The organism is Helicobacter cinaedi PAGU611 (genome assembly GCF_000284635.1).
GTDB lineage: Bacteria > Campylobacterota > Campylobacteria > Campylobacterales > Helicobacteraceae > Helicobacter_C > Helicobacter_C cinaedi.
Window position 1 is genome coordinate 1,016,899 of sequence record NC_017761.1, and the last position, 17,958, is coordinate 1,034,856.

A 17,958-nucleotide genomic window follows, 5' to 3' on the forward strand; every position below is an offset into this window, starting at 1 on the left:
TAATGATTGAAATATTTGGTGCCGGACTAGTGTTTGTATGTAACGAAAAGTTTGAGATTTTGCATAATGGTGGCATTGCCTTTGAATCTAGCAAGGATAGCATTTTACGCGTTGGGGATTATGAAAGCCTAAGTGCTGAGTTTAAAAACGCAAAAAAGACTTTTATCCCTAATGGAATCTTGCTTCCTGCCCTTATTAACGCCCATATACATTTTGAGTTTGGCGGGGTTTTGGCGGAGTTTTGCTATGGGGATTTTGGAAAATGGCTTGATAGCCTTATGGAAAATCGCGATAATGTGTTAGAAAATGATGCGTTTGAATCCATTATCAATCAAGGGATTAATGAGCAGTTAAAATCAGGCGTAGGCTCTGTGGGGGCGATAAGTAGCTATGGTAATGATATGGAGATTCTAGCCCATAGCCCTTTGCGTTGCGTGTATTTTAACGAAGCCATAGGGAGCAACGCAGAAGTGATAGATTTCCTTTACGCTAATGTGCTAGAGCGATTAAATAATGCTAAGAATCTCAAATCGCCCACTTTTACCCCCGCCATCGCCCTACACTCGCCCTACTCGCTCCACCCCATTATGGCAAAAAAACTTATAGAACTCTGTGTGAGTGAAACCCTCCCACTATCTGCTCACTTTTTAGAATCTCCACAAGAAAAGCAGTGGCTTACCCAGCAAGATGGCTATTTTAAGGGCTTTTTTAAACGCTTAGCTAACATTGAAAACGCAAAGCCCTTTTATACACCACAAAGCTTTTTAGAAATGCTCTTGCCTATAAAAAATGCCCTTTCACTCACACATTGCTTACACATCACGCAAAAAGAGCTAGATTTATGTGAGAATGCGACACTCATCACTTGTCCGCGGAGCAATCGGCTTTTAAACAATGCTTTTTTGCCCCTTGAGATTTTACAAAATCGCCCAACCGCCATTGGCACTGATGGCAAAAGCTCAAATAATAATGTTAATTTACTTGATGAGTTACGCACAGCCTTATACGCCTATCCGCAAGCTGATATTTTAGAGCTATCTAAGACTTTATTGCTTGGTGCTACACTCTGTGGGGCAAGAGCTTTAGGGCTAAATAATGGAATCTTGGCTAAAAATAAAAGTGTAGATTTTGCGATTTTTGATTTTGAAAAGCCACTTTTTTGCGAAAATCAAACCCATTTAAATCAAGCTCCGCTGCATTTTATCCTTAATGCAAACTCCCCCACTCATCTCTATATCAACGCAAAGGTGGTAATATGAAAGAAGTCTCTAGTATTTTATTTGTATGTTTAGGCAATATCTGTCGCTCCCCACTAGCTGAAGGCATAGCAAGGGAGTTTGTGAAAAAATATAATCTACCCTTAAAGGTAGATTCAGCAGGGACAAGCGGTTGGCATATTGATGAATGCCCCCACGCTGGGTCTAGACAAATAGCAAAAAAGCATAATTTTAGCATTGATGATTTGCGTGGTAGGCGTGTGAGCGTGTATGCTGATGATAGTTTTGATATTATCATCGCCTTAGATTCAAGTAATTACAAGGATTTATTGCAGCTTGGCTTTGATAAAGAGAAAGTAAAAAAGCTAGGCGATTTTGGGCTAAATGGTGTAGATGTCCCTGACCCTTATGGCTACAAGGATATGGATGGCTTTGAAAAGGTGTATCAAATGATTGCATTTTGCGTTAGAAATCTGCTTTGTATGCACTATCCTGTGATAGAATCCGATTCAAATTTTTTAGATATTAAGCAACCAAACTTTTAAAGGCAGGATAATGACAATCATACTCTATGGTATCAAAACTTGCAGTAGTGTCAAAAAGGCAATAACCTTGCTAGATAAGCATAGTATTCCATTTCACTTTATTGATTTAAAAACCACTACGCCAAGTCAAAAACAGCTCAATAAGGAACAGCTCAAGTCGTGGATAGAATCTAAAGGTATTAAAGTCATTCTTAACAGCAAAGGCACTACTTATAAAAATCTCAAAAAAGAAGGCAAAATCACAGAATCTATCCTAGATTCACATATACAAGAGCAAATTGATATACTTTTTGCCACGCCTATGCTTTTAAAACGCCCCATTATCACAAGTGATAAACGCCTCATCATCGGCTATAATGAAAGCGAGATTTTAGAGCTTATCCACGCCTTTCAACAAAGGGCATTATAATGACATTTCGCCCTGCTTTCATCATATATGCTTTTTTTCTCATCTTAGGTTTGAATGCCTGTGCGGATAAAGTTATCCCTAGCCATCAAGTCAAAGATTTACAGACTTTGCCTCAAGATGCACTCTTTTATCTCCCAGCGGATTTAGAATCTAAACGCAATGACAAAGTCCTAGCAAAACTTCAAAAAGACTATTTGCAAAAACATTTCTCTCCGTGGCATCAAAAGCCAAATCCTAAAAAAAATGAAGTCTTTTGGATTGTGCCTTCACTGCAAAATCTTGCCACAAATGAGAGCAAAACCAAAAGCAAAAATAAAAGCTATGGTGAAGATCTCCAAGAGATAAGCCCACAAATCGCACAAAATATTATAGATTCTATGAATCTTAGCTCCTATCCAAACCAAAATCAAAAAGCCATTATCACCACAACGACTGCTGTGCGTGCCGTGCCGACAAACAAGCCCTTGTTTAATAAGATAAATGGCTATCCATTTGATAGGTGGCAAAACTCCCTTATCTTTGCCAATACACCTGTGCTGATTACACACATAAGCAAAGATAAGCAATGGGTGCATATACAATCAAGCTTTGTGTATGGCTGGGTAGAATCTACTCATCTTGCCACGCTTACATCTAAGCAGATTAGCGAGATAGAGAGCTACACACAATACATCAGCCCAAAGATTGATAAGATTCCACTCTATAACTCACAGCATCACTTTATCTCACAAGCACGCATTGGACAGATTTTCCCCAAATATGGCACACAGCTAAAGCAATCTGTGGGCGTAGCAGTCTATGTGCGTTTGCCAAATGGAGAAGCTAAAAGAGAACAGGTATATTTGCCTAATGAAATGATGAAGCCTTTCCCACAAATTGCAGATTCTAAAGCCATTGCTGAAATCATCAATACAATGATAGGGGATAAATATGGCTGGGGCGGATTCTTAGAAAGTCGTGATTGCTCGGCTTTTGTCCGTGATATTTTTACAAATTTTGGCATTCATCTTCCGCGTAATTCAAAAGCCCAAGTGTATTATGGAAATAATCAAGTTGATTTAAGCAATCTTTCACGCAAAGAAAAAGAAAGCTATATTATTGCTAATGCTACGCCTTATCAAACAATCCTTTGGCTACAAGGGCATATTATGCTCTACATCGGCGAGTATGAAGGCAGGGCGATTGTGGCTCATAGTGCGTGGAGTGCGACTACGGGCAGAGGCTATGAGAATATGCTAGGCGGTGTTGTTATCACAAGCTTGTATGTGGGGGAAGAGCATAATTCATTATTTGCAAAATCCCCACTTCTGCTTGATAAGGTTAAGGCAATGTCTAATATCTCTCAACTTGCTGAAAAAATCACCGCCCCACAAGAATTTGGCAAGAATCTAAAATGAAAGAAGCTCAATGAAAAAAATAGCTTATATTTTACTTTTACTCTGTCTTTGTGGCTATGCCGAGCCTATTAAGGTGCTTGTGAGTGTTCTGCCACAAAAGCAAATGCTAGAATCTATCGGCAAAGAATATGTAGAAGTAGAAGTGCTTGTCCCGCCTAGCAAATCCCCTGAAATCTATGAGCCAAATATACAACAAATGAAGCATATTCAAAATGCTGAAGTGTTTTTTGGCGTGGGAATGCCTCTAGAATCCACTTGGCTTAAGAAATTCCACAGCATTAATCCAAAACTAAAATATTATAATCTCTCAGAATCTCACGCTCACACTTTAGATTCTAGCTCACTTTCTCACTCGCAAGATTCTAAACATTCTAGCACACACACTCACAATCCACATATCTGGCTTTCTCTTAAAGAATCCCAAGCACAAATAGCATTCATTGCCAAGATTCTAAGCACCTTGCAACCAACGCATAAAGACTTTTTTACCACACAATCAACACAACTTACAAAAGAGCTTGAGCAGATTTATATTCAAGCTCAAAATCTTTTTGCCAAATACGCAACAAAAAGCTTTCTTGTGTATCACCCAGCCTTTGGGGATTTTGCTAGGGATTTTGACTTAGAAGAATTAAGCATAGAAAAAGATGGCAAAGAAGCTAAGGGTAGAGACTTGAGAGAGCTTATCGCACAGATTAAACAAAGACAAATCAAAGCCCTTTTTATCCAACCACAATATTCAAAATCTCGCGTCCAAAGCCTTGCGAATGAATTAAAGCTTGAAATTCTTACTCTCAATCCACTCAAATCCCAATGGCTTAACTCCTTTGCTCTCTATGCGTGTCAAATCGCCCTATCCCTTGATGAGAATAATCCCAAACTACAAGAATGCCTAGAAAAGCACTTTAGCAAAGAGAGAAACAAATAATGCTAGAGATGAAAAATGTAAGCTTTGCTTATGGGGCAGAAAATGTGCTAGAAAAGATTAACTTCAAGCTAGAATCTGGCGATTTTTGGGCGGTGATAGGACCAAATGGCGGGGGCAAGACAACATTTGTAAAGCTTTTGCTTGGGCTACTAAAGCCAAATAAGGGCGAGATTAGCTACACTTCAAATATACAGCCCTGCCATATCGGCAATGTCCCACAAATGACTTATCACAATATACAATTCCCCATTTGCGTGAGAGATACCATTGCCCTTGGGCTGCTTAAACCTAGAATCTTTGGGTTCAATCCAAAAAAGAGTGAATGTTCTATTTTTCAAGCAATGGAACTTTTAGAAATCACTCATCTTGCTAAAAAGCCCTTATATGCTCTATCAGGCGGAGAGCGGCAAAAGGTGCTTATCGCAAGGGCAATTGTGAATAATCCGCAGATTCTTATCCTTGATGAGCCAACGGCAAATATTGACTCTAAAGCACAAAAAAGCATTTATGAACTGCTCAAAAAGCTTAATCGCACGATGAGTATTGTTGTGGTAAGCCACGATATTTCACTCACACTTGGCTATGCCAAAAAGGTGCTTTATGTCAATAAGAATGCTGTTATACACGAGATTCCACATTTTGAGCTTGATATGAGTGGACATATTTGTGAAGTAGATTTGCTAACTCATTTTGCTATGCAACCTAACAATTCGTCTTTGGGTAATCATAGCGTTGATTCCACACTTTGTCATTTTGAGTGTAGCGAAAAATCTAAAAACTTAGAATCTAAAACAAATCTCATAATTTCCGCAGTAGCAAAGCACGACTTTGCTACCATAAAAATCAATGGTGGCAATTCACAGGCAAATTTACGCAATTTATCGCCACAAAAAGCGATGGATAATCTCAAGGATTTAAAATTATGATTGAACTCTTTTCATATCAATTCGTATGGGTGGCATTATTTGTATCATTTCTTGTGAGTATTTGTAGTGGAATCATCGGCTCTATGATTGTGGCAAATAAAAATGTCTTTATCGCTGGGGGCGTAGCTCATAGTGCTTTTGGCGGTGTTGGATTAGCTCTTTTTTGTGGCTTTAGCACGATGCTTGGAGTGTTGTGCTTTGGGGTGCTTATGGCGATATTTTTAGCCTATGCGTTTTTATACCAAAGAGAAAGGCTAGATGCCTATGTGGGTGCAAGCTGGGCATTTGGAATGGCAATAGGCATTATTCTTATTGACTTAAGTCCGGGATATAATAGCGATATTTCAAGCTATCTTTTTGGCTCAATTCTCGCTGTTGGCACAGATGAAATGATAGCAATGGCGGCATTTGATATTTTCCTTATCATTTTTGTTAGGCTGTATTATTATGAGATTCTAGGCTTATTTTATGATAGTGAGTTTTGTCAAACAAAGGGCTTAAATGTGAATATGTGGATAAGCATTGTCTTTGTGCTTATCGCCATTGGTGTGGTGCTGTCTATGAGCGTGGCTGGGCTTATTCTTGTTTTGGCGATTTTATCAATCCCTGCATATATTGCCAATCTCTTTTCCCACTCGCTTGGCTCTATGATGTTTATCTCGTGGCTTATTTCACTTATTTTTATGTGGGCTGGGTTTTTTATCGCCTATTATTTTAATGTCAGTATTGGGGCGTGTATTGTCGTGCTGTTGGCACTTGGAATGTTTAGTGCTATACTTATTCATAAAATTACAAGGAGGCTTTTATGAGAGAAGAGGATTCAAACAAAATCGCTAAAAGAGCGGTTAAAATTGCGTTGTTTTGTGTGTTTGCTACTTTGCTTTTAAGCCTTATTAATATTTACATCTTAATTAACCAAGTCAGTGCCACAGCGGCTATGAGCAAAGAAATCAAAGCCTTGCAAGAAAAAGTTGGCATTGAGCGTGAGAAATTCAACTAGCACAAAGTGATGTTTTCTATAAACTCAATATGCCCACCTTTGATGATGAGTGCATCAAGGCAATACTCTTGCGTGAGATTCTGCGTTGAAAGATAGAATCCTATTGTGGATATAAGCTTTTCAATCTTGCTTGGCGTGATGTTATAAATAGGCTCAAAGCCACTTTTAGCCCCAACACTCGCACTTTTGACTTCAATAAAATGTAAGATTCCATCTCTTTGAGCGATAATGTCAATCTCCCCATATCGTGCAAAAAAGTTCCGCTCTATAATCTCAAAGCCATTTTCACGCAAAAACGCACACGCCTTGTCTTCTGCCTCTTTGCCCTTTGCCCTACTCATACTCATCTTCAAGCCGCATTTTGAAAGGCTTTTGGGTAATGGATTCTATATTTTCAAGCTCACACAATGCGTGATTTATCTCTCTTTCAAAGCAATGATGTGTAGAAAATAGCATTGTGGCGATATTTTTCTTATCTGTCTCTTTTTGCAAAAATGCACCAATAGAAATATTATGTCGCCCTAGAATCTGTGCTACCTCCCCTAACACTCCGGGCTTATCTCTCACATAAAGGCGTATGTAGTAGCGTGAGTGAATCTTTTCTTTATCTTTCAGTCGCAATTTACCCTCTTCCAAAGGTCGGCTAAAGCCAAGCATTGCCGCACTCTCCCCCCTAGCAATAGCGACAATATCACTTATCACCGAACTTGCTGTTGCTTCCCCTCCTGCTCCCGCTCCATAATACATACTCTCCCCCACATAATCGCCTATCACACTAATGCCATTCATCACGCCATCAACCTTGCTAATCATAGATTTTTTTTTAATCATACTTGGATGGACGCGTAGCTCCACTTCATCATCTTGCTTTTTAGCAATGCCTAGAAGTTTAATCACATAGCCAAATTCATTCGCAAACTCCATATCATCAGGCGTTATATCAGCAATACCTTCAATCAATATATCTTCGGGCATAGCGTGGATTCCATACGCAAGGGAAGCAAGGATTAAAAGCTTATGCCCCGCATCGCCACCATTAATATCAAGGCTAGGGTCAGCCTCCGCATAGCCAAGATTCTGCGCTTCTTTAAGGGCGGTGGCAAAGTTTTTGCCAAACTGCTGCATTTGAGTTAGGATATAATTACTCGTGCCATTGAGAATCCCGCGTATGGCTAAAATATGATTAGCACTTAAGCCATCTTTCAAAACGCGTATAATGGGTATGCCACCACACACGCTTGCTTCAAAGCCCACAGGCAAACCACTCGCAAGGGGTGCAATATCACTTCTATGGTAGGCTAACATTGCCTTATTAGCGGTGATAAAAGCTTTTTTTGCTTTCAATGCTCTTTGTGCTATTGTGTAGGCAAACTCCACACCGCCCATAAGCTCAATGACAACATCAATCTCACTATCTTGTAAAATCTCATCTATATTCGTGCTAAGGGCTACATTTGCATTCATATCGGCAAGTTTTTTTGCCGCTTTTGCTTTATCACGCACAACAATACTTTTTAAAACTATCTGCTTCCCTGCCCTTGCATTAATAATCTCACCATTTGCTAAAATTGCCTTTAACACACTGGAGCCAACAACCCCAAAGCCAACCATTCCCAAAACAAGCTTTGACATCAAATAATCCTTAAAATCTTAATAAAATCTTATGAAAATTGCTTCAAAAATGCCTTGAGATTCCGTGCGGATTGGCGGATTCGCTTTTCATTTTCAATTAACGCAATTCTCACATACCCTTCTCCATAATCCCCAAAGCCCACACCCGGACTCACAGCAATCTTTGCCTCTTTTAAAAGCCTTTTTGAAAATTCCAAGCTACCCATATCACCCACACATTCAGGCAACTTTGCCCAAATAAACATACTTGCCTTTGGTTTTTTCATCTCCCAACCCGCTTCTTTAAAACTCTTAATCAGCACTTCCATACGCTTTTCATACTTACCCTTTATCTCTTCCACACAGCTTTGATCGCCATCAAGGGCGATAGTAGAGGCAATTTGCAAAGGCGTGTAGATTCCATAATCAATCCAGCTTTTAATCTTTTGCAACGCTTCAATAATTTTCTTATTCCCCACCACAAAGCCAACTCGCCAACCTGCCATATTATAAGTTTTACTCAGCGTATAGCTCTCAACAGCTACATCTTTAGCTCCGTGGATTTCTAAAATACTTGGCGTTTTAAAGCCATCAAAGCAAAGCTCGGCATACGCAATGTCCGAAATAATATAAAATCGCTCCTGCTTTGCCATAGCCACTAAGCGTTCATAAAACTCCCTATACACAACAATAGTCGTGGGATTATGCGGAAAATTCACAACAACAAATTTTGGACGGGGCATTACTTCTTTTAGCACCCTTTTAATATTTGCAAAAAAATCATTTGCATCAAGCTCCATTTCATCATTCCACTTTAGCCCAAAAGTAGAGACATTCGCCCCATTAAGAATAAAAGCATAATAATGAATAGGATAGGCAGGCTCGGCTACAATGGCATTATCACCAGCATTTGCAATAGCTTGGACTAAATGCACATAGCCTTCTTTACTCCCCATTGTTACACACGCTTCAGATTCTGGGTCTAAATCCACACCATAAGTCCGCTTATACCAATTACAAATGGCTAAACGCAACTTGTAGATTCCACGGCTTACAGAATAGCCTTGATTCTTATCTTTTTGTACGGCTTCACAAAGCTTTTGGATAATATGTTCAGGTGTCTTACCATCTGGATTCCCCATAGAAAAGTCAATCACATCTTCATTATTGCGACGCATTTCAAGTTTAATCTCATTAATTGCAGCAAAGACATATTTTGGCAAACGCTTTATTTTGCCAAACTCAATCTCATCAAACATAGCTCTCTCCTCATTGTTAGATTCATAATCTACTTCAAATTCACAGCAATACCACCCTTAAGATTCTCCGCCCCATCATAATCTGTAATCATCACAAACTTCACACCTTGTGGAATCTTAACTTTCAAGCTTTCATTACTACCGGCATTACTTATCATATCTATAATGCCAAGATTCTTATCATACAACACAATATGTGGATTCCACTTTGGAAAATCCACAGCCTGTATATATAAATCTCCGCTTGTATTGACACTGACCCAATATTCCCCGGAGGCATCACGCCATTTAAGTGCTGCTGATTTTGCTAAGAATTTTGTATTTGGCAGACGCGACTCATTGACTTCAAGCATATATTCCCACTTCTGTGCATTGATACGATTAATATCAAGGCAAACAAAGCCCCTTTTACCTAACTCATCAACAATAATCCCCATATCAGGGCTATGCTCGGTATTAAAAGAAAACTCCACACTTGAAAGCCCACCACTTAGCTCCGCTCTGCTTACTACAAAGTATGAATATCCCATCGTGCTTAAAATATTATTCCCAATCTTTGTTAGTAACACGGGACTAGTCCTTGCACTAAAGCTAAGTTTTACCTCGCTTGGTTGAGAAAAGCGCGAGCTAAGTAGCCCATTACTTTTTAGCGCATAAACAATTTTAGCAATATCCAATCGTCCGCCTGTATAGTATATATTTCTATTTGCAAAGATTCTATTAATGAAATTTGCGTTTGTTTGGTAGCTTTGCTCCCCCATTAGATTTTTTATCTTATCATCAAAGGCATCAGCCCACGCACCCGCTACAATACAAAAAAGAATGAAGATAAGCCTTACCATTCAAGACCACCATTCAGCTGTTTAAAACGCGTATAATTCACATCTACAAGGCTTGAGCCATCAAAATACATTCTCACTGGATGTTTGCTCCCGTGAGCTACTTCCTCGCCATTGAGTGTGAGCTTAAATGCACTATGCCCCATCACAAAAAGCATTTTATTGTTTAATGGAATCTCATAACTATTTTTATATGCAAACTGCTCCTTGCTTCCTGTCTCAAGATTAATCACGCCAAGCCACAAATCCTGCTCGGCTTGGATATATAAGATATTATCACTCGGCTTCTTTTGACTATCTGCTTGAGAATCTGCTTGACTAGGCTTAGGGCTAAAAAAGAAATTTTGCTCTGGGTGGCTTGATTGATGAGTTTCTTGAGTTTGCGTTGTTGTATTTTGTGGGGCTAAAGCTTGTGGCATAGAATCCTTACTTGTAGATTCTAAAGGCACATCTTGAGATTGCACTTCCTGTGTATTTTGTGTTGGCTTATCTGCTTGTTGTGTTGGGGCATTATCTAGCGGTTTTGTTGCATCAAAAAATACACCATCATACCCCTCATCATTCTCATTTTGTGCTGTGCTACTAGACTGCGAAGTAGGCGGAATAGGACTATCCTGCATAAAAGCCTTGTAGGCAAAATATCCCATAAGTGCAAGAAAAACAAGTCCTAAAATCACATAAAGCCAAGAGTAAGATTCTGCGTGAGACTTACTTTTAGATTCATTTTTTAATGCAATCTCAATCACGTGATGCTCACGCTCTTTTTGTAAATCTTTCTTTCTCTCTTCTTCTTTTTCTCTCACAATCACTACATTTTCAATAAGCTTTTGAGATCGCTCTTCTTGATCCTGTTTGCTTATCACCTCTGCAACACTACTTATATCAGGCTTTTGCAACTGCTCTTTAGAGAGAATCCAATCACGCAAATCAACACCATACTCACGCTCCAAAATCGCAATGAAGCCCTTTGCCCGCACACTATCAATCTTATCAAATCGCTTTTCTAGCACATCTTCAATCTTAGAACTCGCAAGTTTAGTTGTTTTGCTTAGCTCCTTTAGCCCAATTGCCTTAAGCTTCCCTAGTTCCTCATCAAGTAATTGCATATTAATGTTTCCCTGCATAATTAATCCTATCTATTAAAATTCCCGTAGCCACCGCTACATTGAGCGAATCAAAGTGATGCTTCATTTTGATAGAGAGCATTGTATCAAGTTTGTGCTTCAATCGTGCTGATAAACCCATAGATTCACTTCCTAGAAACAATGCCCATTTTTGTGGATTTTCTATTCTCTCTTGCCCTCGCATATCCGCACCTACAAGGGTAAAGTTTGCATTTTTAAGCTCATTTAGCACATCAAAGACTTGTGTAAAAACCCCATAAGGCATATTTAAAAACGCCCCACTTGAAAGACGCACTATACCTTCTATCGCTTTTTGACTAAGGCTTGGCAAACAAATGACTATTCCGCCCACACCCAACGCGTAAGCTGTGCGAAAAATTGAGCCAATATTCCCCACATCGCTAATCTCACATAGCACCAAAAGTGAATCTTTCTCCTTTAGTTCTTTAAGACTTAAAGCTTGTGGCGGGATAATTTGCGCGAGAATCCCTTGATGATTACCGCCACGAGAGAGAGCTTGAGCTTTTTTATTATCCACGCGTTTAATGGGCTTGTCTAATTTAGCAAGTTGTGAAAATAAATCTCTAGGCAATTCTTTTGCGAGATAAAATTCTGTAATACTGCAAGGGCAAGTCTCTATGGCATACAAAATAGGCTGCTTACCATAAATAATCACTGCTTACTCCGCACTCAAAATTTCTTCATAGCATTGCTTGATACTTTTACCACTCATCTTGCTTAGAATCTTTGCCTTAATCTTTGGTGGAATATCAAGCATCAGGGCTTCCTCATACTCTAGCGAATATTCCTTATGCTCCAAAGTATGCGAAAAATCAAGGATAAGCACCCACTCTCCTCGTATTACAGAATCTTCTAGCATTGTGCCAATCTCGTGTGCTGTGCCATAATATCGCTGCTGATGAAGTTTTGTAAGCTCTTTTTGCACGGCAATGCGAGTATGTGGAAGTAAAAATGCAATATCTTGCAAGGTCTCTAAGATTCTATGCGGACTTTCATAGCAAATCGCACTATACGCACCGCCCATATTGAGCCTAGCAATCTGCAAAAGTTTCGCTTGTCGCTCTAGCTTTTTATGTGGTAAAAATCCTACAAAAACAAATGGTGTAGATTCTACACCACTCCCACAAAATGCCACATTTAACGCACAAGCCCCGGGCAAAACATCAAAGGCAATGTGATGTTCTATCGCATAAGATACAAGCTTTGCACCAGGATCACTAATACAAGGCATTCCCGCATCGCTAAGATACACGACATTTGTATTGAAAAAATCCTGCGACAAGATGGAGAGAAACTCATCTTGATTATGTGAGTGAAAGGATTTGATTTGCTTAGAATCCACAAATTCCTTAGGATTCTGTTCATTTGGAAGTTCAAGGATATTGCGTGAAATGAGTAGCTCTAAAAGCTTTTTAGCCACTCTTGTATCTTCACACAAAATTACATCAGCTGACTTTATGGCTTCCAACGCCCGCAAGGTAACGTCTTCAAGGTTTCCTATGGGGGTTGGCACAAGTGTCAGCATAGATTTATTTCATATTATATTTTTGGCGGAATTTCTCAACGCGTCCAGTGATGTCAGTGATTTTATCACTTCCTGTGTAGAATGGGTGGCAAAAGCTTGAAATATCAATGCGTAGCTCACTCTTATTGCTTAAAACCTCAATTTGCTTTCCGCTTGTTACGCAGGTTACCTTACAAGGGATGTATTCTGGGTGGATTCCTTTTTTCATTCTATGTCCTTTGTTTTGTGTTGATCTAAAAAAGCTGGGGATTGTAGCAAAAAATGTTTTAATTCCTGCTTTAATAGAGTAAATTTTATAAAGTGGTGTGTATATAAAACTACAAGGCTAGAAGCCTAGCCTTGCAAGGATTCTTAGAATCCAAATTTAGCAAATGCAAGGGCAGAGTTTTGCCACTTACCATTCCAAGAATCAACAATCGCTCCACCAAGAGTTGTTCCAGCTACACCTCCCTTGCGTGTCCCAACATACCCAGCACCGACTTTGAAATACATCTTATCACTTCCTTGCCAAAGTGTGAGTGAGCCAACCGCAGAGATTTCCTCATAATCGCCACCAGAGTAAAGCACATCAAGGGCTGCTCGCTTAGATTCAATACCACCGAAGATATACCAAGTATCGCCATAGCCTAAGAAACTACCTACTCCAGCTCCACTCATACCGCCACGATAGCCATAGAATCTTGCTCTATCGCCATAGTTTAGTAAATGCGAGTTTTTGCCATTTGAAATATACCCTGCACCAAGTTTAAAGACTTCATTTAAACGCAATTCTTCATCAATCCAAAAAGTCATACCATTTGTGCTTTTACCATCGCCTACGATATTATCCATACCATACACGGCACGCAAAATTGTCTTTGACTGCACATTTCCAGAGCCAATATCAAGCTGTGCTTTTGCACCCGCATTCAAAATATCGTGCGTGCCAACCTGTGTATTTGTATCTGTAAGATAGCTCACAAATGGAGAAACTTTAAACATTTCACCAAATTTGATATCCACACCACCACTTGCAAGTTCGCCAACTTTGCCCTTTTGGTGTTGATAAGTATCAAAGCTTGAAAGCTCATAGCCCATTCTGTTATAAGCCTGTCCTGCTCCAAGCTGAGAGTTTCTCCAATATGCCCATAAACTTATAGCCCCACCATCTACATTTAACGCACCACCTTGCACATTGCCATAGATCCAATCTACACCCGTATAGTTTTTACCATCAACGCCTAGGAAAAACTGCCCTATATCAAAGCGTCCAAGCACAAAGCTTAATCTCCCGCCATCATATTTAAAATACGCATCAGACACATCAGCATAATTTGGAAATGCCCTTTTAGTGATAAAATCATTTTGTGAAATATCATAGAATGGGTAAGCACCCCAGCCACCAAGACCAATGCTTATGTTTTTGCCTAAGCCTAGCTCAATCCCTACGCGTGCAGAGACATTGCCATAAGCTGCTTGCACTTCCTTGCCTTTGTCATTCTTCACACCTAAACCACCAAATCCTTGATGATAAAATGCTCCTAAATGCCCAAAAGGATTCACCTCTACCGCATTTGCACCAATCGCCATAGCAGAGGCTAAAACAAGTGAAACATATACTTTTTTCATAAAAACTCCTTAAAAAGATTTAAAAACTAACTTGTGCAAAGACACGAGTCAGCAGATAATTCCTACCATCATTGGCAAAAATTGAATTATCGAGCGTAAAATCGGCATTATTTATCATTCCTATAATCTTTGCACCCAACTTGATATTGTGTTGAGGTTCAGAGACAAGTCCAATCTCCCAGTTAAATATGTTTTTGCTTCCTATGGTTGTATGCCTAATAGCTGCATCAAGCTGCACATATTGCCTTAAGTCATATTCTAAGAATCCATAAAGTGATGTGGCATTATTGTAAAAAAGCCCTTCTCGCCTTTCAAAATAGCTACTCTGCCCAAACGAATCAATCCCCCTAGCTCCATTTTCAGCCACAGAGAGAACACCACCTCCAACATTCATACCCAGCCACTTTGCTCCACCCTCAAGCCATACAAATCCCCCATCGCCTTTTGTGCTTGAATGGTCAATGATTTTATCATTCCTAGCACTAAAAGACAAAAAGTGCATTTTCCCATATAAAAGTGCAGTATTTACAGGCACAGCCACAAGCACTTTTGCACCAAAGGCGGTAAAATCATTAGGAGCAGCATAAATATATGGGGTAATTTGCAAAGGAGATTCAGGAAGTGTGATAGTTGCCCCTAGATACAACGCACCCACACTACCAAATGGATTTGAAAAATTATCCATTCTATAATTTGTTACATATGCATTTTTATATGCCCAGATAAAATCAAGCTTTAAATTTTCTATATCTTCATAAGTCGCTGACACACCTTGTGTATAATGCTTAATCCACTCGCTATTAGTTTGGAATCTCCCTGCATACACACTTAAGCGATTGGGATTCACAAAACTTGCATAAAGCTCTGTGAGAACAAAATTATCTTTCACTTGCGAAAAGTCTCCGCCGTGTGCTTGATATAGCTTTGTTGCAGCCCACATAGAGCCACCAAGTGCCACACCTTGGAAGCGTTGGGTTTGATAGGCTAAAGACACATTGGCATCAGCGAAACTTGGTGCACCACCTGTCATACCTTGATAATACACGCCCATATGTCCGCTTGGACGCCCAGTTAAGAGCAATTGTGCGATATTATTTGCATTTGCTACTTCATAGAATCCACATACGCACAGCAAAACTGCTAGTATTCTTTTCATAAAATCCCTTTAATCAAATCCCTAAGTCCTTTTAGAGATGAAGCTTTACTTTTTTAAAGGATTGTCAGCAAAAATAATTCCACTTTTATTTATCTCACAAAATAAGCCTATAACCGCATTTTTCACATAGCTCGCAAGGGGCTTTTCCATGCTTTAATGCCAAAGCAAAATCCACAAACTTTTTACTTTGTAAAATCTCCCTTATGCCCTGCTCTCTCACATTGCCAAAGCTCGTCTTCCCACCATGATCAATACAGCAAGGCACCACATTGCCATTACTTAAGATTCCAAACTGCTTTATCGCCCCATAGCAAAACACTTTTATATTACTTTTTTGAGCTTTTAGCCGATAAGTTTTCACCCCGCTACTTTGCTCCCATTCAAATGAAGTTTTAGGATTAGCAAATACCTTTGCCCCAAGCCTTACTCGCCCTTTTTTAAGACTTTCCATAAATACATTAGAATCTAGCCCAAAAAATCTAGCCACAAAGCCACACAACACCCTAAACTTCACACTATCAGCAAAAATATCATCACTATGCAGACGCAGATTCACAAAAATGGGCGAATTTTGAGAGAGATTAAACGCACAAAATTTTAGAATCTGCTCCAAATGTCGCTTTTTCAAAAGATTCTCATTTGCCAAAAACGCACTTAAAGAAAACGCCACCTGCACAAAAGGCTTTTGTGTGAGTAGCTCAAAATGCCACTCTTGCAAAAAAAGCCCTGTGGTAACAAGCTCCACTGCCAAATGATATTTTTTCAAGATCTCAACATAAGAGATAAAATCTTGTACCCCCAAAGGATCGCCCAAAATATGCAAACACACCCGCTTTGTGTGAGACCGAATCTCATAACATATCTTTTCAAACAGCTCTAAATCCATAGCTCCGCGTCTTTGCTCCATATTTGCACTCGGGCAAAATCCACACTTCAGCCCACAATAATCGCTTATTTCAATATAAATCTTTTCAAATTTTAGCTTAGATTCTGGTTTGCATTGTGGCGTAAATTTTGCTTGAAACTGCGGATTGAATCCACCCTCACATAGACTTTCCCTCACACTCCGCCACCTTGCAGTTCAAAGCAAAAGAGATGAAAAAACGCCCATATAATCTTTTTATCACTTTGATAAACATTTGGCAGATTCAAAGCCTGAAAAAACTCCGTCTTTTCCTGCCTTTGCGTATTTTTAGCCTTAAGCTCATCTATTATCTCATTAAGATGATATATCCTTTTACGCTCATAGTCATACTGCCCCATCATCAGCTCTACAAGGCAAAGCACCATAGCAGCAAGTTTTGATTGATTAAAAATCATTTGAGATTTTTCATTGTGAATCTCGCCTAGATTCACACTCATCATTTCATTATGAGATAAAAGCTCTAAAATCCGCTTAGATTCTAAAGGCATAATAAATTCCAAAGCTTTATGCAAAGCAAAAGGCAATTCCTTTGTATTGTGTAATTCTTTTTGCATTACAATGCTTAATGCCCTACTCATCGCCATAAGATATTGTGGCATATCTTTAGTGTTAGGATAAAAGCTGTATGTAAAGCCCTGCAACTTACCAAAAGCCTTGAGCGTGTCAAAATAGCCAAGCTCCAAGTTCTCTTCAATACTCATTTTGTCAAAATCAAGCATACCGCCAAGGGGCTTAAGGGGGTAAATATTTTTCACAAGCGGATGATGACTAAAGGGGTGAGATTCTGGATTTAACGCTATGGCGATAACCTGCTCTGCACCTAGCTCAAAAGCAAGACTAATAGGGAGATTGTCATAATATCCCCCATCTATGTAGCCCCATCCATCAATCTCACATACCGGAAAAGCCGGAAAACACGAGGCTGAAGCCAAAATCCACGAAGCGAGATTCTCCATTGAAAGCTCATTTTTATATTTTTTTACAGGCACAAAGCTAGGGAATCTTACACTCATTAACGCATAATCCACGCTAGAGCTAAAAAACCGCTCATCAACGCATTTTTGAATAATCTTTTTAAGCGGAGTGATATCCATACCCTTATTATCCTTGTAGCTTTTGATAAAGGGCAGAAGTTTCTCACTATTTTCATAATAATATTGCAAATCTGTGCGGAGATTTAGCCCATTTAGCACCACCTTATCTATATCTATCTCACGCCACAGCCCCAAAGCCTTTTCATAATCGCCAAGCACCATTAATGCTCCATTCAAAGCCCCAATGCTTGTGCCTGTAACCATATCATACTTTATACCAAGCTCCCTTAATGCCCTCCACGCTCCAATTTGATACGCCCCCTTAGAGCCTCCACCACCTAGCACAATAGCTACTTTCACTTTTTTCCTTTATGTTTTTTTATTATGTTTGTCTTAGAATCTCACCATAGATTCTATAAAATTTTATAGAATCC

At 39.4% G+C, this 17,958-nt stretch carries 20 protein-coding genes; 8 read left to right on the forward strand and 12 right to left on the reverse strand.

Annotated elements, in window-relative coordinates; genetic code table 11:
• Positions 1 to 2: 2 nt before the first annotated feature.
• From mqnF to HCN_RS05110, 8 genes are read left to right on the forward strand one after another with little or no spacing between them, the layout of a single operon-like run.
• Positions 3 to 1,259 (forward strand): aminofutalosine deaminase family hydrolase, encoded by a 1,257-nt coding sequence (gene mqnF, locus HCN_RS05075; RefSeq protein ID WP_002956625.1) that lies wholly within the window; start codon positions 3 to 5, stop codon positions 1,257 to 1,259.
• Entirely contained in the window at positions 1,256 to 1,762 is a 507-nt protein-coding gene (locus tag HCN_RS05080) for a low molecular weight protein-tyrosine-phosphatase (RefSeq protein WP_002956624.1), read from the forward strand. The genes mqnF and HCN_RS05080 overlap by 4 nt, the downstream gene beginning before the upstream one ends.
• A 10-nt stretch (positions 1,763 to 1,772) precedes the next feature.
• Positions 1,773 to 2,171, forward strand: a complete 399-nt coding sequence (locus HCN_RS05085) for an arsenate reductase family protein (protein WP_014666755.1) — start codon at positions 1,773 to 1,775, stop codon at positions 2,169 to 2,171.
• On the forward strand, positions 2,171 to 3,568 hold the full coding sequence (locus HCN_RS05090; protein WP_002956622.1) for an SH3 domain-containing protein: 1,398 nt from the start codon (positions 2,171 to 2,173) through the stop codon (positions 3,566 to 3,568). Before HCN_RS05085 ends, HCN_RS05090 begins: the two co-directional genes overlap by 1 nt.
• A 10-nt stretch (positions 3,569 to 3,578) precedes the next feature.
• Positions 3,579 to 4,496, forward strand: a complete 918-nt coding sequence (locus tag HCN_RS05095) for a metal ABC transporter solute-binding protein, Zn/Mn family (RefSeq protein WP_002956621.1) — start codon at positions 3,579 to 3,581, stop codon at positions 4,494 to 4,496.
• Positions 4,496 to 5,422: a metal ABC transporter ATP-binding protein gene (locus HCN_RS05100; protein ID WP_002956620.1), complete on the forward strand. Its 927-nt coding sequence runs from the start codon at positions 4,496 to 4,498 to the stop codon at positions 5,420 to 5,422. Before HCN_RS05095 ends, HCN_RS05100 begins: the two co-directional genes overlap by 1 nt.
• Entirely contained in the window at positions 5,419 to 6,231 is an 813-nt protein-coding gene (locus HCN_RS05105) for a metal ABC transporter permease (protein ID WP_002956619.1), read from the forward strand. The genes HCN_RS05100 and HCN_RS05105 overlap by 4 nt, the downstream gene beginning before the upstream one ends.
• The gene (locus HCN_RS05110; protein ID WP_002956618.1) at positions 6,228 to 6,422 is read left to right on the forward strand and encodes a DUF5408 family protein; all 195 of its coding nucleotides are present in this window, start codon (positions 6,228 to 6,230) and stop codon (positions 6,420 to 6,422) included. The genes HCN_RS05105 and HCN_RS05110 overlap by 4 nt, the downstream gene beginning before the upstream one ends.
• On the opposite strand, the gene HCN_RS05115 is transcribed toward HCN_RS05110, so the two are convergent.
• The 12 genes from HCN_RS05115 to HCN_RS05170 form a co-directional block, all read right to left on the reverse strand.
• Positions 6,419 to 6,763, reverse strand: a complete 345-nt coding sequence (locus HCN_RS05115; RefSeq protein ID WP_002956617.1) for a YraN family protein — start codon at positions 6,761 to 6,763, stop codon at positions 6,419 to 6,421. The two genes, HCN_RS05110 and HCN_RS05115, sit on opposite strands and share 4 nt — an antisense overlap.
• A complete protein-coding gene (locus tag HCN_RS05120) occupies positions 6,756 to 8,057 on the reverse strand; it encodes a homoserine dehydrogenase (protein WP_172583176.1) in 1,302 nt (433 codons plus the stop codon). Before HCN_RS05120 ends, HCN_RS05115 begins: the two co-directional genes overlap by 8 nt.
• Before the next feature lie 26 nt (positions 8,058 to 8,083).
• Positions 8,084 to 9,292 carry an LL-diaminopimelate aminotransferase gene (locus tag HCN_RS05125; protein WP_014666757.1) on the reverse strand — a complete coding sequence of 403 codons (1,209 nt, stop codon included), beginning with the start codon at positions 9,290 to 9,292 and terminating at the stop codon, positions 8,084 to 8,086.
• Positions 9,293 to 9,321: 29 nt separating this feature from the next.
• Entirely contained in the window at positions 9,322 to 10,134 is an 813-nt protein-coding gene (locus HCN_RS05130) for a hypothetical protein (RefSeq protein WP_002956614.1), read from the reverse strand.
• On the reverse strand, positions 10,128 to 11,255 hold the full coding sequence (locus HCN_RS05135) for a hypothetical protein (protein ID WP_014666758.1): 1,128 nt from the start codon (positions 11,253 to 11,255) through the stop codon (positions 10,128 to 10,130). The genes HCN_RS05130 and HCN_RS05135 overlap by 7 nt, the downstream gene beginning before the upstream one ends.
• Positions 11,239 to 11,931 carry a 23S rRNA (guanosine(2251)-2'-O)-methyltransferase RlmB gene (gene rlmB / locus HCN_RS05140; protein WP_002956612.1) on the reverse strand — a complete coding sequence of 231 codons (693 nt, stop codon included), beginning with the start codon at positions 11,929 to 11,931 and terminating at the stop codon, positions 11,239 to 11,241. The genes HCN_RS05135 and rlmB overlap by 17 nt, the downstream gene beginning before the upstream one ends.
• 3 nt (positions 11,932 to 11,934) lie before the next feature.
• Complete coding sequence (rsmI, locus tag HCN_RS05145; RefSeq protein ID WP_002956611.1) at positions 11,935 to 12,801, reverse strand: 16S rRNA (cytidine(1402)-2'-O)-methyltransferase; 867 nt, start codon at positions 12,799 to 12,801, stop codon at positions 11,935 to 11,937.
• A 4-nt stretch (positions 12,802 to 12,805) separates the two neighbouring features.
• Positions 12,806 to 13,009, reverse strand: a complete 204-nt coding sequence (gene rpmE, locus HCN_RS05150; protein WP_002956610.1) for a 50S ribosomal protein L31 — start codon at positions 13,007 to 13,009, stop codon at positions 12,806 to 12,808.
• Between the two features lie 143 nt (positions 13,010 to 13,152).
• The gene (locus tag HCN_RS05155; protein WP_014666759.1) at positions 13,153 to 14,409 is read right to left on the reverse strand and encodes a hypothetical protein; all 1,257 of its coding nucleotides are present in this window, start codon (positions 14,407 to 14,409) and stop codon (positions 13,153 to 13,155) included.
• A gap of 19 nt (positions 14,410 to 14,428) precedes the next feature.
• A complete protein-coding gene (locus HCN_RS05160) occupies positions 14,429 to 15,565 on the reverse strand; it encodes an Opr family porin (protein WP_002956608.1) in 1,137 nt (378 codons plus the stop codon).
• Positions 15,566 to 15,659: 94 nt separating this feature from the next.
• Positions 15,660 to 16,628: a radical SAM/SPASM domain-containing protein gene (locus HCN_RS05165; RefSeq protein WP_014666760.1), complete on the reverse strand. Its 969-nt coding sequence runs from the start codon at positions 16,626 to 16,628 to the stop codon at positions 15,660 to 15,662.
• The gene (locus tag HCN_RS05170) at positions 16,625 to 17,884 is read right to left on the reverse strand and encodes a patatin-like phospholipase family protein (RefSeq protein ID WP_014666761.1); all 1,260 of its coding nucleotides are present in this window, start codon (positions 17,882 to 17,884) and stop codon (positions 16,625 to 16,627) included. Before HCN_RS05170 ends, HCN_RS05165 begins: the two co-directional genes overlap by 4 nt.
• Positions 17,885 to 17,958: the final 74 nt, after the last annotated feature.